This is a genomic window from Pseudomonas sp. 22189 (assembly GCF_052045635.1).
Taxonomy (GTDB): Bacteria; Pseudomonadota; Gammaproteobacteria; order Pseudomonadales; family Pseudomonadaceae; genus Aquipseudomonas; species Aquipseudomonas parakoreensis.
On the sequence record NZ_JBQEPG010000029.1, the window covers coordinates 1 to 14523 of the forward strand.

Consider the following 14523-nt stretch of genomic DNA (forward strand, 5'->3'; position numbering starts at 1 on the left):
GCTGTGGGCTCGACCTGCTTGTTCAACCAAGCTTCAAACTCTTTGAAACCCTTCGCGTCATTAGGCAGCTTGGCCTTGGTTTTGTGCTTACCGTTTGGCAAGTGCGTGGCGATATCAAAGGTGTTTTTAGCGATATCGACACCGACGAAACTGGACATGAGTGTCTCTCCATTGATCTGTTTTCGATCATCACTGCACTCTGTCCAACCTTGCGAATGCGAGCTCTCGCCAGAGACGGGCCCAAGATACCGTTCGAACTATATGAGTGAGTGTGGAGGGCTGGAGCACGATCTACATCACAGGCAAAAAGCCTAAGGAGCTGCACGGCTTCCAAGTCCCTCCCTCGATGATCAGTCGAGAACTATCGCTCCTGACGGAGCGATAGTCGAGATACAAGGAGCTGCCGAAGGCTGCGATCTTTTGATCTTGCTCTTAAAAACAAAATCAAAAGATCGCAGCCTGCGGCAGCTCCTACAGGAGTCGGTCAGTACACGTCGCGGCGGTAGCGGCCCTGTTCGATAAGACGTTCGACTTCGACGCTGCCGAGGATGTCGTTGAGTGCCTGATCGACGCCAGCGGCCATGCCCTGAAGGCTGCCGCAGATATAGATCACCGCACCGTCGGCCAGCCACTTCTTCAGCTCATCAGCGGATTCGCGCAGGCGATCCTGGACGTAAATCTTCTGCGCCTGATCCCGTGAAAACGCCAGATCGAGTCGCGCCAGATCGCCATTGATCAACCACTCTTCCAGCTCCGCGCGGCAGAGGAAATCGTGCTCGCGATTGCGCTCGCCGAACAGCAGCCAGTGACGCTGCTGACCGTCGGCGATGCGTGCCTTGAGCAGGCTGCGCAGCCCGGCGAGGCCGGTGCCGTTGCCCAGCAGAATCATCGGCACCGGTTCGTTTGGCAGGTGGAAGCCACTGTTGCGACGTACACGCAGGCTGATGCTGCCGCCGACCGGGGCATGCTCGGTCAGCCAACCGGAACCGATGCCCAGGCTGCCATCGCTGTGTTGTTCCTGGCGCACGATCAACTCCAGCACACCGTCAGCGGCAATCGAGGCAATCGAGTACTCGCGCATCGCCAGCGGCACCATTGCGTCCACCAGCGCTTGCGCATGCAGGCCGACCAGATGCGCGCGATGCTCGGGCAGTTGGCGCGAGGCGAGGGCGACTTCCAGCGGCTCTTCCAGGCCGTTGATCGTCACGCGGGTTTCGCCGCGAATGCCGAGGCCGTCGAGGAAATGTTCGACCGCCCACGCGCAATTGCGTGGCAGCACCTCTACCAGATCCCCGGCCAGCCAGCTGCTGGTACTCGGCGCCTTCAGGCCCAACAGGTAAACCGGCGCGCCGCTGCTGTCGGGATTCATCAGTTCGCGGCTGACCAGCGTCCAGTTGTCGTAGCTCGGCGCTTGCCAGGTGTCGACCGGCGCTTGCCCGGTGATCAGGCCGAGCTGCGTCTGCCAGTGACGCAGGGCGTACGGGTCGCCGCTGTCGACTTCGACCGGAGCGAACAGGGTCTTGCCGCCGTGATCGCCGAGCCACTGATGCAGGCGTCGGGCGAAGCCGCAGAAGTGTGGGTACTGGCGATCGCCGAGGCCCAGCACCGCATAGTTCAAGCCGTCGAAGCTGGCAGCGGTGCGCAGCACTTTGCGTTCGAAACCGCGTGCGCTGTCCGGTGCTTCGCCGTCGCCGAACGTGCTGACCACGAACAACGCATTGCTCGATTCACGCAGATCCTCGGCGCTGACGTCCGCCAGCGGCTGCACCTTCACCGGCAACCCGGCGGCCTGTAATTGCCCGGCGGTCTGCCATGCCAGTTGTTCGGCAAAACCACTCTGAGTGGCGAAACCTACCAGCCATGCCGGTGCATCGCCGGCTGTTGCCTGAAGACCTTTGCGTGCGTCCTGAATCTGCTTTTTCTTGCGCCGGCGATCCAGATACAGCAGCCATCCGGTGATGAAAAACAGCGGCATGCACACGGCGGCGAGGGTGACGATGATCCGTCCGACCAGACCGAAATAGCTGCCGACGTGCAGCGCGTAAATGCTGGTCAACAGCTGCGCCTTGAAGCTCTTGTCGGCGTAGCGGTCGACACGTTTGACGATGCCGGTGGCCGGGTCGAGGGTGATCTGGTTCAGCGCGCGATCATGCGGCGAGCTGTCGAGCAGGTAGAACACGGTCGCCGGTTGCCCGGCCACTGGCGGCATGCGGATGTTGTAGGCCGACAGGCCCGGGCCGGCAGCGCTGTAGATGCTGCTCCACATCGCCGCGTAGTCGGCGGTGGGTGCCGGGCCTTCCGGCGTCGGGCCACGACCGCCGCGCATGCGCTCGTTTTGCGGCGCGTCGGAAAGCAGTCTGGTCAGGCCTTTGTTGTACCACTCGTACGACCAGGACAGCCCGGTCAACGCCAGCAGCAGATACACCAGCAGACACCAGGTGCCGGCCACCGAGTGCAGATCCCAGTTGAAGCTGCGGCCCTTTTTCTGCCAGTCGAGGGTCAGCCACACGCGCCAGCTGTTCCACTGGCGCGGCCAGCGCAGGTACAGCCCGGAGAGGCAGAAGAACAGCAGGATCAGGGTGCAGGCGCCGGTGATGTTGCGGCCGGTATCGCCCATGGCGAGGAAGCGGTGCAGTTGCAACATCAGACCGAAGAAGTCCTGACCCACCGCGTCGCCCATGAACTCGCCGGTGTACGGATCGAAGTAGCGCATCTCGCCGCGACGTTCGCCTTTGGGCGGGGTGAAGTAGACACGTGCGGCGTTGCCGCTGTCGGTTTCGACCCAGAGCATGCCGACTTTCTTGCCGGAGCTTGCTTCGATGTGTTCCACCAGCTCGACCGGGGGCAGGACGCCAGCGACCTGTTTTTCCACTTGCAACACCGACGGGTTCAGTGCCCGCAGGATTTCGTCCTGGAACGAGTAGGCGGCACCGGTAATGCCCATCAGGGCCAGCACCAGCCCGGCAGTGATGCCGAAAAACCAGTGCAACTGGAACAGGGTTTTCTTCAACACGTCGCTCGCCTTGTCCGTTCAAAATTGTCATCACGGCGCGCATTATGCCGTGGGTTATCGAGAGCTTCTTTGATTACGCACAAAGGCCCCGTTCAGTCGATGAACGGGGCCAAGCCTTGCGGAGCAGACCTTGTGGGAGCGAGCCTGCTCGCGAAGACGTCGTGTCAGTCAGCCTCTACTTGACTGACCCACCGCTTTCGCGAGCAGGCTCGCTCCCACAGGTTTCCACATCGGTCAGAAGTGGAAGTTGGTGCTCAACAGCGCCGTGCGGCCCGCCGCCTGATTGGCGAAGTGGGTCGAGAAGGCTTTGTCGTAGTAGACCTCGTTGGTCAGGTTCTGCACGTTGAGTTGCAGGTCGACGTTCTTGCTCAGCTTGTAGGCGGCCATCGCGTCGTAACGGACATAGGAATCGACCATCGTGGTGTTGGCCACGCTGCCGTAGACGTCGTCGACGTAGAACGCGCCGCCACCGAGGGTCAGCTTCGGCGTGACCTGATAAGTGGTCCACAGGCTGGCGCTGTTTTTCGGCGTGTTGGGCAACTCGTTACCGTTGTTGGCCTTGTTGGCCGGCAGGTCACCACCGTCCACCTGTTCGCTGTCCATGTAGGCGTAACCGGCGAACACTTGCCACTTGTCGGTGATCTTGCCGCTGGCCGACAGCTCGATACCTTGCACGCGGGTCTTGCCGGCGTTTTCGTACGAGGTGGTATCGACTTGTACACGAGCGTTTTCTTTCTCGGTGCGGAAGATGTCAGCGGTCAGCGACAGGCGATCATTCAGCAGATCCCACTTGGTACCGATTTCGTAGTTCTTGGTGGTTTCCGGCTCCATGTCGCTCTTGAGCAGGTTGCCATTGCGGTCCGGAGTGCCGCCCAGCGGGTTGCCTTCCTGGCCTTCGCCGAGGGTGTTGCCCGGTGGCGTCGCGGAGGTTGCGTAGGAGGCGTAGATGCTGCCGTTCGGTGCCGGTTTGTAGACCACGCCGAACTGACCAGTGACGAATTCGCTGGTGTCATCACCTTTGGCGGTGGTGGTGCCGGCGTTGTTGTAGGTCTTGTAGTCGGTGTCGAAGTGGTCATAACGCAGCCCCATGTTCACCAGCCACTGCTCGGACAGCTCCAGGGTGTCGAACGCATACAGCGCGTAAGTGTTGGCCTTGGTGTCGGTGCCAGCGTAGTTGCGTGAGATCGCGCCGTTCCACGGATCGTTCGGGTTCGGGTTCGACAGCGAGGTGCAGTTGTAGCCGCTCGATGCGCCAATCATCGACGGGGTGCAATTGGTGGTCGCGGCGCTGGTGCGCGGCGTGGTGTCAGTGTTGACGTTGTACGAGGACTTCTGGCCTTCCTCGCGGGTGTATTCGACACCGGTGGAGAAGCTGTTCTTGAAACCGGCGACGTAGAAATTGCCGAACAGATCAGTCTGGTTGGTGGTGGTCTCGGTGTTGCTGACCCGCGTGTTGGCACGGCGCCAGACGCTGCCATTGTTGACGTTGCCCTTGCTGTCGTCCGGCTGAGTCAGGATGTAATCCTGCATGCTGGTGCCGTGGCGCAGGGTGTTCTTGATGGTCAGCGAATCGCTCAGGTCATGCTCGATGGCGAAAGTCGCGGTGTCGGTGCGGCCCTTGCGGAAGTCGCGATCCAGACCGTAGAAGTTGCTGTGATCGCCACCGGCGTACGGCTTGTCCGGGTTGGACTTGGTACGTGCCGCCGAACCACCGGCCGGAATGGTGTAAGGAATGCCCGAGTCCGGGGTGTCGTTGCTTTCCAGATGGTAGTAGTCCAGGTTGACCCGGGTGTCGGTGCCCAGGCCAAACGCCAGGGACGGCGCGATGCCCCAACGGTCGTAGTCGACCTTGTCGCGACCGGCGACATTGCTCTCGTGGCTCATCAGGTTCAGGCGGCCGGCAGCGGTGTCACTGAACTGGTAGTTGCCATCCAGCGTGTAACGCTGGGTCTGGTCGGAACCCCAAGTGAAACCACCGTCGAACGAGTTGCCCAAGTGTGCTTTTTTGCTCACCAGGTTGATGCTGCCACCGGCCGCGCCGCGACCGCCGATGGCCGAATTCGGGCCTTTGCTGACTTCAATGTTTTCCACAGCGAAGATTTCGCGGCTCTGCGAACCGGTGTCGCGCACGCCGTCGAGGTAGGTGTCGCCTTGGGCGTCGAAACCACGAATGAACGGACGATCACCCTGCGGGTTGCCACCTTCACCGGCACCGAAGGTGATGCCCGGCACGGTGCGCAGCGCGTCCTGCATGTTCAGGGCGCCGGTGTCTTTGAGCACTTGTTGCGGGATGACGGTGACCGAACGCGGGGTATCGACCAGCGGCGCGGTGTACTTGGGCGAGGAGGCTTTTTCGACCTGGTAGGACGTCGAGTCCTGCGCTTCGCCGGTGATGGCGGTAGCGTCCAGGGCGATGGCATTGCCGGAGGCTTTGCTGTCGGTCTTTTCTGCGGCGAAGACCATGTGGCCAGCGGAACCGGCGGTGATGGCGACACCAATGGCCGAAGCGAGCAAACGTGGTGAACTGACCGGCAATTGTGCGTGTTGACGTGACATTTTTATTCCCCTCCCCAAGGATTTGAGGTCGCGGAATATAGGGTAAACGGGTATTCGTATCAATTGCGAAACATTGTTATTCGCGACGAATTTACATTCTTTACAATTTAACCCTACGGTTTTTGCCGATTCATCCGTCATGCGGGTTTTACACGGCCAATAAGAATCAATACCATTGGCACCCCTTTACCATCAGGTACGATCGCCATGCTGCTGCACATCCCCGGCCTGTTCGGCAAAGAAGAAGTGCAGCGCATTCGCGAGGCGCTGGAGCAGGCGGATTGGGCCGATGGCAAGATCACCGCCGGCTATCAGTCGGCCAAGGCCAAACACAATCTGCAACTGCCGGAAGGCCATCCGCTGGCCAAGGAAATCGGCACAGCGATGCTCGAGCGGCTGTGGAAAAATCCGCAGTTCATGTCCGCTGCGCTGCCGCACAAAGTATTCCCGCCGTTACTCAACTGCTACACGGCGGGCGGCAGTTTCGACTTTCACATCGACAACGCCGTGCGTCAGCCCAAAGGCAGCATCGAGCGGGTGCGCACCGATCTGTCGGCCACGCTGTTTTTCAGTGAACCCGAGGACTACGACGGCGGCGAACTGGAGATTCAGGACACCTTCGGCACGCAGCGGGTGAAACTGCCCGCCGGCGACATGGTGCTGTACCCCGGCATTAGCCTGCACAAGGTCAACGCCGTCACCCGTGGCGCGCGTTATGCGTCGTTCTTCTGGACGCAGAGTCTGGTGCGCGAAGACAGCCAGCGCGCCTTGCTGTTCGAGTTGGACGGGGCGATCCAGCAGCTCACTCAGGACATGCCTGATCACCCGTCGCTGATTCGCCTGACCGGCGCCTATCACAACCTGCTGCGGCGCTGGGTTGACGTATGAGTTTTCAACTGCGGCGGGAGGAAGTGCTCGACGTTGCGCAGCTCAGCGCGATGCTCGAAGAAAGTCCGGCGCGTGCGGCGCAGGCGATTCTGCTCGCCGCCGGCCAGGGCATTGTTGAAGCACAGGCGTTGCTCGGGCAGATCCTGCTCGATGGCCGTGGCATTGCTCAGGATCAAACGTTGGCACTGCGCTGGTTCGCCATCGCCGCCGGGCAAGGGCACTGGATGGCGCGCAACATGCTGGGCCGTTGTCATGAGCATGGCTGGGGATGCGTCGCGAATGCCGCGATTGCCGCGCAGCATTATCGAATCGCCGCTGACGCGGGGCTGGATTGGGCGATGTACAACCTCGCCAACCTGCTGGCGACCGGGCGCGGTGTCATGGTCGATCAGCGTCAGGCATTGGCGTTGTATCGGCGCGCCGCTGAAGCGGGCCATGCGAAGTCAATGAACCTGCTGGGACGGTATCTGGAGGAAGGGCGAGCAGGCCCGATGGATCGGCCAGCGGCGCACGACTGGTATCGACGCTCCGCGGAGGGTGGGGATTTTCGCGGGCAGTTCAGTCACGCCGCGATCCTGGCGCAAGCGGGGCGAATCGAAGAGGCACTGCAATGGCTGCGCAAGGCTTTGCTGCTCGGCAATGTGAAGTTCTTGCGCGTCAGCGGCGAATCGTTGCTGGCATCCGTGCATCCGCAGATACGCGCCATGGGCGCCGAGTACCGTCAGCGTCTGGCGGCCCTTGACGCCGAGACGCCTGCTCTCCATCAGTAATCGAGGGCAGGCGCCTTCGATCACCCGCGTAACCAGCGTCCCTGCAGCGGGATCAGGTAATTGCGCAGGGACTGGCTGTGTTCCAGCACTCGTTCGCCACGCCGCAGAACGTCTTCATTCGGCGCAGCGGTGACCGCACCGAGAAACGCGGACAACGCAGCCGTCAGTTTGCCGGTCTCACTGACATAGGTTTGCTGGTGTGGCACAACCTTCTGCGTATCTTTCAACTGGCGGGTCTTGTCGTCATTGTCGCGCAGTTGCCTGGCCAGCGACGCCACGCGCTCCTCGCGTTGTGCACGGCGACTCTGGATGATCTGGCGCGCCTTGATCAGATCCTTGTATTTGATCAGCTCGTTGGCTTCGTCGAGAAACTTGTTGGCGATAATCAGTCCGGCCTCCAGCGCCGCCGCTTCAGGGGTGGTCGGTTTGTTGCCGATGATCGCCTTCAGTTGTTCAAGCAATGGCTTGATTCGATCAATGAATGTCAGCTTTTCGAACTCGGCAATGGCCAGATTCAGAACGGTTTCATCGTCTTTCAATTCAGCCAGCGGGATTTGCTCGGCGTCGTACTCCCGGGTCAGATTGATTTTGCTCGCGGCCAGCTCTTCAAGTCTGAAACGGTTGTTGCTGATGCCGATGCTCTGCACCCCGAATGCACTGTTGTGCAGCGAAGTGTGGAGTCTGGTCATTTGTTCAGTGCACAGCTTGATCAGTTGGGTGACGATCTGCGAATACTGCTGGCGTGCTTTTTCAACCTGAGCACTCGGTTCACGGGCGTTGAGGCTGGCCAGTGCCTGCAGGTTTTCGTTCAGGTCGTCGGTCTCCAGCGCTGTCATTGCCGAAGTGAAGATATTCGCGGCCGTAAGATCAAGGTCGCTGACGGCGGCATTCAAAGCGATCAACTCATCGCTCAAGGCTTTGATGTACAGGTTGGCAGAGCCAACGATCGCTTGATAACGGATCGCCTCGCGGCTTTCTTGAATGCGGCCAAGGTCAGGCTGGGCATAACTGAGGTTTGTCATGATGAATATTTCCTGAATGATTGAGTGGCGTCAGTCGAATGCGTGGATAAGTTGATTCGCGTTGGCTTGAACGGTTTTCCAGTTTTTAATGACAATCTTGAAACTGGAGACAAAGCTTCTGAGGGTCAGAAACTCGTGCATACCCATGACTTTATTTTGCGAGGCGTTGATGTAGTCGGTAACGGAGATCCATAGCGTCTCCAGTTGCGAGGTACTCTGTATCGCGCCTTCGACGTACAGCGACATGCTGTCCAGACCCGACTGAAACTCCATGAGCGTGCCGGCCAGAATATTGGTTTGTTTGATCTGCTCCGCGAGTTGATCTCGCTGGGCAATCAATGGGCGTAAATGGGTATTTTGCTGAAGTTCGAGCGTTTTGTAATAAACGCTCGAGCTGAGAGGGCCGCCCTTGTAAGCGGCGACAAAACCAAGAATGTGATCAAAAAAATCCGGCGCCGTCTCGCGGGTTTTTTCCTCTATGAGTTTATTCGCTCGATCAATCGCAACATTCAGTTCAGTCAGCTGTCGGTTGAGTTGCGCATCGCCGGCCAGGCGTAGTTTTTCACCAATATTGACGGCAACCTTGTCGTTAAGATCGATCTTGAAGTACTTCAATCGCTCGCTGACATCCACACTGCTGAGCTTCTTCTCGCCGATCGATCTTTCGATGAACGCGAGAGACTCCTGAATGGAGCCGAAACGGTTCTTTTCTGCCGTGCCGATCTCCAGTGGCGGAAGCCTGGTTATTTGTTCTTCGCTCAGCGAGTCGATAGTACCCAGGTAGTTTATGTAACCCGGCATCGTCACGATGGCGTCGATAATTTCCTGACCAAAATTTTCCAGGTCCTCCGAAAAGGTCGAAAGACTTCCGGCCACACGCTTCATCGAGTACTCGATGTCGCTCCACGAATTGGCATTGTTGATGATCATATGATTGAGCTGAACAATATCGATCGGTTCCAGACCGATGATGCCGGTGTGTCTGGTTTTCAATTGGCGTTCTACATCTTCGATATTGCGCGGCAATGCTTTGGCGGCAGAGATGTAGTTTTTTATTTTTCGAATGTCGTCTTTGGTGACGAGCGGGTTTGAGCTGGGCTGCACTTTTAATTCCTTGAGTGGTTGTCTGAGCCTCAAGGTTAATATTGCTTTTGCTCGTGGGTATATGCATTGAGTGTGACTTCTTGTTGGTTATGATTTGTCGTTTTTTGAAATCTCTTGCATAAGTGGTGGGCGGGTTTGGGTTGTTCGGGATCTGTGTATTTTCTTCTAATATTTAATGGCTTGTGGGTATTTGTTTTCGTGCACTAAGTTAAATTGCAGCGCTGATGATATGCGTTCTGGATGGTTGGTTCAGCGTTGTAAATGAATAGTCAATATACAATCCGAAGAAGACAAGGAGTCTCTGATGGAACCGAAGTTAAGTGACAAGTTGGTTGAGGCCGCCGCAAAGGCGCCGCTGTTATTCGTGAGTGCATCGTTGGGGGAGGGCGGTGAATACAATCGAGATCCAGGGTTTCAGCTAACCAAGGAAGATATCGTCAACTTGCGCAAGTATGAGGTGTTAGGCCTGTCGCTTCCTGTGACTCTAGAAGATGTGATGGTCTATCTGGACTACGGTCAAGGCGAAACAGGTGGGCCGGGGCTGACGGCTCGTGATTTCCAGGCTACGTTCAAAAAAACCTATGATCACGCCAGGCGCTGGTCGCCGCTGCGTGAAAAAATAATGCTGACGGGCACCGATTTAAAGATCTTTGCCGGGAGTATTCTTCTGGCGGGCAGTGGAATCAGAGAGATATATGACGATCTGAAAGCCTCGAAATACCTTGAAGAGCACGACATCAAGACACCAGAGCAATATCTGGAACTGAAGCGGCGGATTCCAGGGCTTCCCGAACTGGACTTGCCGGCGGGTGACGTACCTGAACTGAAACTGTATCTGGATGACATTCTTGCCAAAGTTCGGAATGCTCATGCCAGAGCCGCATCTGTCAGGGATCAACTGGATAGCTTTGGCACAGACCTGCGCGAAGATGTGCTTCCGCAAGTCCAGTTACGCTTGAGGGCCGTTTCGAATAATACCTATCAGCAGGATATCAAAGAGCTGCAAAACAAGATGGATGAGCGCTCGAAAGAGATTGATGTGCTCACCAAACAATATGACCAGATGGTTCAGGAGGCAATCAAGTCGGCGGCAGGTCTCAATATTGGAGGGTTGATTCTGGCTATTTACACAGGCGTCCAGGCTGAAGCCATCCGCAAGAAGCGTAATGCCCTTAATGAAGAACAGCGCAACGATAATCTGCGAATGGCCAGTAAAAACAAGACGCTGGGGTCATTGAACAGAGTGCGCGCTGATTTGCAGGAGTTGAACAACGTTACCGTTGAGGCAGATGTGGCTACCCGCAATCTGATGTTGGTCTGGAATTCGTTGGCTGAATATATTACAGCCTCGAAAGAGGAGGCCGACTCGCTGACCATTGCCACAGAACTTAGGCGTTTCATGAACCATCTGGCAAAAATCGTCCTGCCATGGGAGCAAATCAAGGTCGATTCTGATCAATTACTTCGCGTGTTCGCTGAAGCAGATAAGGAGTACGAGGCGGGTAAAATAAAATTCACCGGAAGGATGGGGGCTTTTATGTTGAATCAAAAGGTTTCGCAAGAATTCAATATCGTCAGGCTGCGCGATTTTAATGCTGAGATGCAAGATATCAATGTCACCGCGCAAATGCTTTTCGAGCGGTATGTCTATGCGTCAGGCCCCGTGCAAACAGCTAATGGGCTGGCGCTTTCCGCCAGCCGGGCAACGGCTGATCTGCGTATTAAAGGTCAGACGCTTATTATCAATATGGAACGCTCACAGAGAAATTTGCGATTGCTAAAGGAGGAGGTTAACGACCCTGCAGATGCTGACGACGTTCGTGAAGACATGGAGGCTGAATTGTCGGCTATTGCCAAAAAGATCCAGGCGCAGTCTGAGGATCTGAAAGGCATTAATAAAAATCTGATGGCCGCTTACAGTCGCAGTGATTCGGCAAGATCGATTGCCGGTCTTCAGGATGAGCGCGCTTACGCGCAAGAGCGCAAGGATAAGCTTGAGGAGCAACTGGTCGAGCTGGACGCAGAAATAAAGTCAGTGGCTGAGGCCATTGACTTGATTGCCAAGGCCGGAATCGAAAAAATCGGCGAAGGCGTCGCACTGTCGCTCAGTAGCTTGAAGGAGTTGGGACTAGCGCCACCGCAGGTTCAAGTTGCCATGTTGGCTATCGATACGCTTAAAAAGCTGATCTCGGGTATCGGCGAGGCCGTGTCCTTCCTCAACATGGTGGCGGCTCACAACAAGCTCAGGGAAAAAGCCTTGGCGCTGAAAGACCAGGTGAAAAAGTACGCGAAAGATATCGTGGAAGCGGACGGGAAAATCGAACTGCTGGAAACGCTGGATAAGGTCGACGATGCGCGCTGGAAGTACGTCGGTGAATTTGCCGGACTGCTGGCCTATTTCGAAGAGCTGTCCAGCTCGTTTACTCAGGACACGTCCGTGCCAGTTGAGGAGCGAGTCGATCTGGCGATTGCCGGTGTTACACAAGCGATCCGGTATTTGAAGCCACTGACCTTGTAATACGTCGGTGGGGAGGGTGGGAGTCAGCCACCCTCCTTCATAAGGATATGAGCATGGCCGGATATGAATTTACCCGTGAGCAGCGCCGCACATTGGAGCGCTATATCGTTTTTCTGTCGACGGTTGTCGCAACGCATGACAACGCCAACCTTGTTTTTGCGCGACGCGCCCAGAGTGGCCATCAACGTACGTATTTACCATACGACTCGCGTCTGAATAATGCATTTTGGGATGAGCGAACACTGCTGGGGTTACACAAGCGCGTCGAAGAGCTGAAAAGCCAGGCCAGTCAATACATAGAGGCACTGCTTACTTTCAGAAAAGAGGTACTGGAATATACCGCCAGAACCTCCAGATCCGAGCCGGTCGATCAGGTGGATATCAGCTCTTTCACTATCGTGCAGTCGCCCATCTGGGGCTCGTTTCGACCCCGTACCATCAAGGATCTGGTTTACGGCCTGGGTAATCTGTTCTTCGCCGGAAAGGGCGACATGATTGTTATCGAGAAGATCGTCCAGGATGTGCATGAGCATTCATTCGGGCTCAAAGCGATATTCACCAGAGCCATGGGGTATCGCACGTGTGAATGTCATTCGCAGCCGATGGTTGCTCCCGAGTTGTTCAGGGCTCATGACACGACTCCTCAATGGAGTATTGAATATTCCTCGTCGGATCCCCTGATCAGGTCGAGAGAGTATGAGGCGGACGTAAAGCGGCTCTTTGATCAACAGGCGTATTTGCTCATGCAGATCGGCGCTTTTTTCGAGGAAGTTACTCAGCGCTTCGACAGTGCAAGAGTTGAACTTACCAAAGCCGATGACCTGACGACCCTGGGAAGGCTGAATGTGAAGCTGGCCACTGGCGAGGAGAATGCTGTGGAGCTATTGCAGAGGTTGACCCATATCGAGTCATGGTTGCGCAAATAAACAAAGGCCCATGAAAACATGGGCCTTTTGCCAATCGACGTGGTTTACACGTAGAACGATTTCAGCGGGGGGAAGCCATTGAATTCGACGGCGCTGTAACTGGTGGTGTAGGCACCGGTCGACAGCCAGTACAGACGATCACCGATCGCCAGGTTCAGTGGCAGGCCGTACTTGTAGTTCTCGTACATGATGTCGGCGCTGTCGCAAGTTGGACCGGCGATCACCACTTCTTCCATCTCGCCTTTCTTCTCGGTCCAGATCGGGAACTTGATCGCTTCGTCCATGGTTTCGATCAGGCCGGAGAACTTGCCCACATCGGTGTAGACCCAACGCTCGACGGCGGTGCGCGATTTGCGTGCGACCAGTACCACTTCGCTGACCAGAATGCCGGCGTTGGCGATCAGCGAACGGCCCGGTTCGAGAATGATTTCCGGCAGGTCATCACCGAAGTCTTCTTTCAGGAAACGGATGATTTCTTCGGCGTAGGTTTCCAGGCTGTTGGTACGGGTGATGTAGTTGGCCGGGAAGCCACCACCCATGTTGATCAGCTTCAGGTGGATACCGTCTTCTTCCTTCAGGCGCTCGAAGATCACTTTGACCTTGGCGATCGCCGCGTCCCAGACGCTGATGTCGCGCTGCTGCGAACCGACGTGGAACGAGATGCCGTAAGGCACCAGACCGAGGTCGCGGGCCAGGATCAGCAGGTCCATGGCCATGTCGGTCTGGCAGCCGAATTTGCGCGACAGCGGCCAGTCAGCGGTGGTCGAGCCTTCGGTGAGGATGCGCACATAGACTTTCGAACCCGGCGCGGCTTTGGCGATGTTGCGCAGGTCGGCTTCGGAGTCGGTGGCGTACAGACGCACGCCCTTCTCGAAGAAGTAGCGGATGTCCTTGGACTTCTTGATGGTGTTGCCGTAGCTGATCTGATCCGGGCTGACGCCACGGCTCAGGACTTTGTCCAGCTCATAGATGGAGGCGATATCAAAGCTCGAGCCTTTCTCTTTGAGCAGGTCGATGATCTCGACAGCCGGGTTGGCCTTGACCGCGTAGTATACCTTGGCGAATTCGAAACCGGCGCGCAGGTCATCGTAGGCCTGGGCGATCATCGCGGTGTCGATCACCACGAACGGGGTTTCCTGTTTGTCGGCGAACGCCTTCATTTTCTGAAAGGTTTCGCGCGCGAAATAGTCTTCGACCTGGATCGACATGCTGGAGTGCTCCTATGGGCAAACGGGTAAAAACATGGGTGTAAATGAACGTCCTCCGTATCCCCACTTTGGTTCGCCTACTTCCCAAGGCATGTCGCCGAAAGCAAAAAGGCCACGGGCGTAACTGCCCTTGGCCTTGCTGTCTCGTCGTCAGTACTTGAGCCGGATGGATCGTTTCCAGCATGGACGTTCGGCGCGAACTTTAGGGCGTGAGGGGCCTGAGATCAACTAAAAATGTCGCGTTTTTGCACGCTTCTGACGTACGTCGCGGATATCACTCTTTGTAGCCGACCGAGATGACGGACAGATGTTCCCCAAGAATTTTCATGTGTTAAAAATACCTGCACGTTCGCCGCTTTTGTCGGCGAAGTCGAGGGTAAGTACGTTAGGCGCAACATCGGCGACGTTGGCGGCGAGAGGTGGGTGTGAGGGGGATTTTGCTTGTTTGAACAGGTGTCTTTGCCCAGGTCCAACGAACATTGCTGTTGAGATTCTTTTCCGCCCTGTAAATGCCCCGA

At 56.8% G+C, this 14523-nt stretch carries 9 protein-coding genes; 4 read left to right on the top strand and 5 right to left on the bottom strand.

Annotated features, from left to right (window positions below; all coding sequences use genetic code 11):
• Positions 1–484 precede the first annotated feature (484 nt).
• Entirely contained in the window at positions 485–3013 is a 2529-nt protein-coding gene (locus tag ACTJKS_RS23825; protein ID WP_108181654.1) for a PepSY domain-containing protein, read from the bottom strand.
• 234 nt (positions 3014–3247) lie between these two features.
• Positions 3248–5569 (bottom strand): TonB-dependent receptor, encoded by a 2322-nt coding sequence (locus ACTJKS_RS23830; protein WP_086793725.1) that lies wholly within the window; start codon positions 5567–5569, stop codon positions 3248–3250.
• Positions 5570–5776: 207 nt separating this feature from the next.
• On the opposite strand from ACTJKS_RS23830, the gene ACTJKS_RS23835 reads away from it, so the two are divergent.
• The gene (locus ACTJKS_RS23835; RefSeq protein WP_108181655.1) at positions 5777–6457 is read left to right on the top strand and encodes a Fe2+-dependent dioxygenase; all 681 of its coding nucleotides are present in this window, start codon (positions 5777–5779) and stop codon (positions 6455–6457) included.
• A complete protein-coding gene (locus ACTJKS_RS23840; protein WP_108181656.1) occupies positions 6454–7227 on the top strand; it encodes a tetratricopeptide repeat protein in 774 nt (257 codons plus the stop codon). Before ACTJKS_RS23835 ends, ACTJKS_RS23840 begins: the two co-directional genes overlap by 4 nt.
• Positions 7228–7247: 20 nt before the next feature.
• Here the strand turns inward: ACTJKS_RS23840 and ACTJKS_RS23845 are convergent, their stop codons facing one another.
• On the bottom strand, positions 7248–8249 hold the full coding sequence (locus ACTJKS_RS23845; protein ID WP_108181657.1) for an alpha-xenorhabdolysin family binary toxin subunit B: 1002 nt from the start codon (positions 8247–8249) through the stop codon (positions 7248–7250).
• 30 nt (positions 8250–8279) lie between these two features.
• On the bottom strand, positions 8280–9353 hold the full coding sequence (locus tag ACTJKS_RS23850) for an alpha-xenorhabdolysin family binary toxin subunit A (protein WP_108181658.1): 1074 nt from the start codon (positions 9351–9353) through the stop codon (positions 8280–8282).
• Between the two features lie 304 nt (positions 9354–9657).
• Between ACTJKS_RS23850 and ACTJKS_RS23855 the strand changes: the two genes are divergently transcribed.
• Positions 9658–11871 carry an alpha-xenorhabdolysin family binary toxin subunit A gene (locus ACTJKS_RS23855; protein WP_108181659.1) on the top strand — a complete coding sequence of 738 codons (2214 nt, stop codon included), beginning with the start codon at positions 9658–9660 and terminating at the stop codon, positions 11869–11871.
• A 53-nt stretch (positions 11872–11924) separates the two neighbouring features.
• Positions 11925–12797 carry a hypothetical protein gene (locus tag ACTJKS_RS23860; protein ID WP_108181660.1) on the top strand — a complete coding sequence of 291 codons (873 nt, stop codon included), beginning with the start codon at positions 11925–11927 and terminating at the stop codon, positions 12795–12797.
• Positions 12798–12841: 44 nt separating this feature from the next.
• Here the strand turns inward: ACTJKS_RS23860 and ACTJKS_RS23865 are convergent, their stop codons facing one another.
• Entirely contained in the window at positions 12842–14005 is a 1164-nt protein-coding gene (locus ACTJKS_RS23865) for a type III PLP-dependent enzyme (protein ID WP_047291221.1), read from the bottom strand.
• Positions 14006–14523 lie beyond the last annotated feature (518 nt).

Bases quoted from the DNA above. Each gene is read 5' to 3' on its own strand.
- ACTJKS_RS23830 (WP_086793725.1), bottom strand. From the start codon at position 5,569: ATGTCACGTCAACACGCACAATTGCCGGTCAGTTCACCACGTTTGCTC.
- ACTJKS_RS23835 (WP_108181655.1), top strand. From the start codon at position 5,777: ATGCTGCTGCACATCCCCGGCCTGTTCGGCAAAGAAGAAGTGCAGCGC.
- ACTJKS_RS23840 (WP_108181656.1), top strand. From the start codon at position 6,454: ATGAGTTTTCAACTGCGGCGGGAGGAAGTGCTCGACGTTGCGCAGCTC.
- ACTJKS_RS23845 (WP_108181657.1), bottom strand. From the start codon at position 8,249: ATGACAAACCTCAGTTATGCCCAGCCTGACCTTGGCCGCATTCAAGAA.
- ACTJKS_RS23855 (WP_108181659.1), top strand. From the start codon at position 9,658: ATGGAACCGAAGTTAAGTGACAAGTTGGTTGAGGCCGCCGCAAAGGCG.
- ACTJKS_RS23860 (WP_108181660.1), top strand. From the start codon at position 11,925: ATGGCCGGATATGAATTTACCCGTGAGCAGCGCCGCACATTGGAGCGC.
- ACTJKS_RS23865 (WP_047291221.1), bottom strand. From the start codon at position 14,005: ATGTCGATCCAGGTCGAAGACTATTTCGCGCGCGAAACCTTTCAGAAA.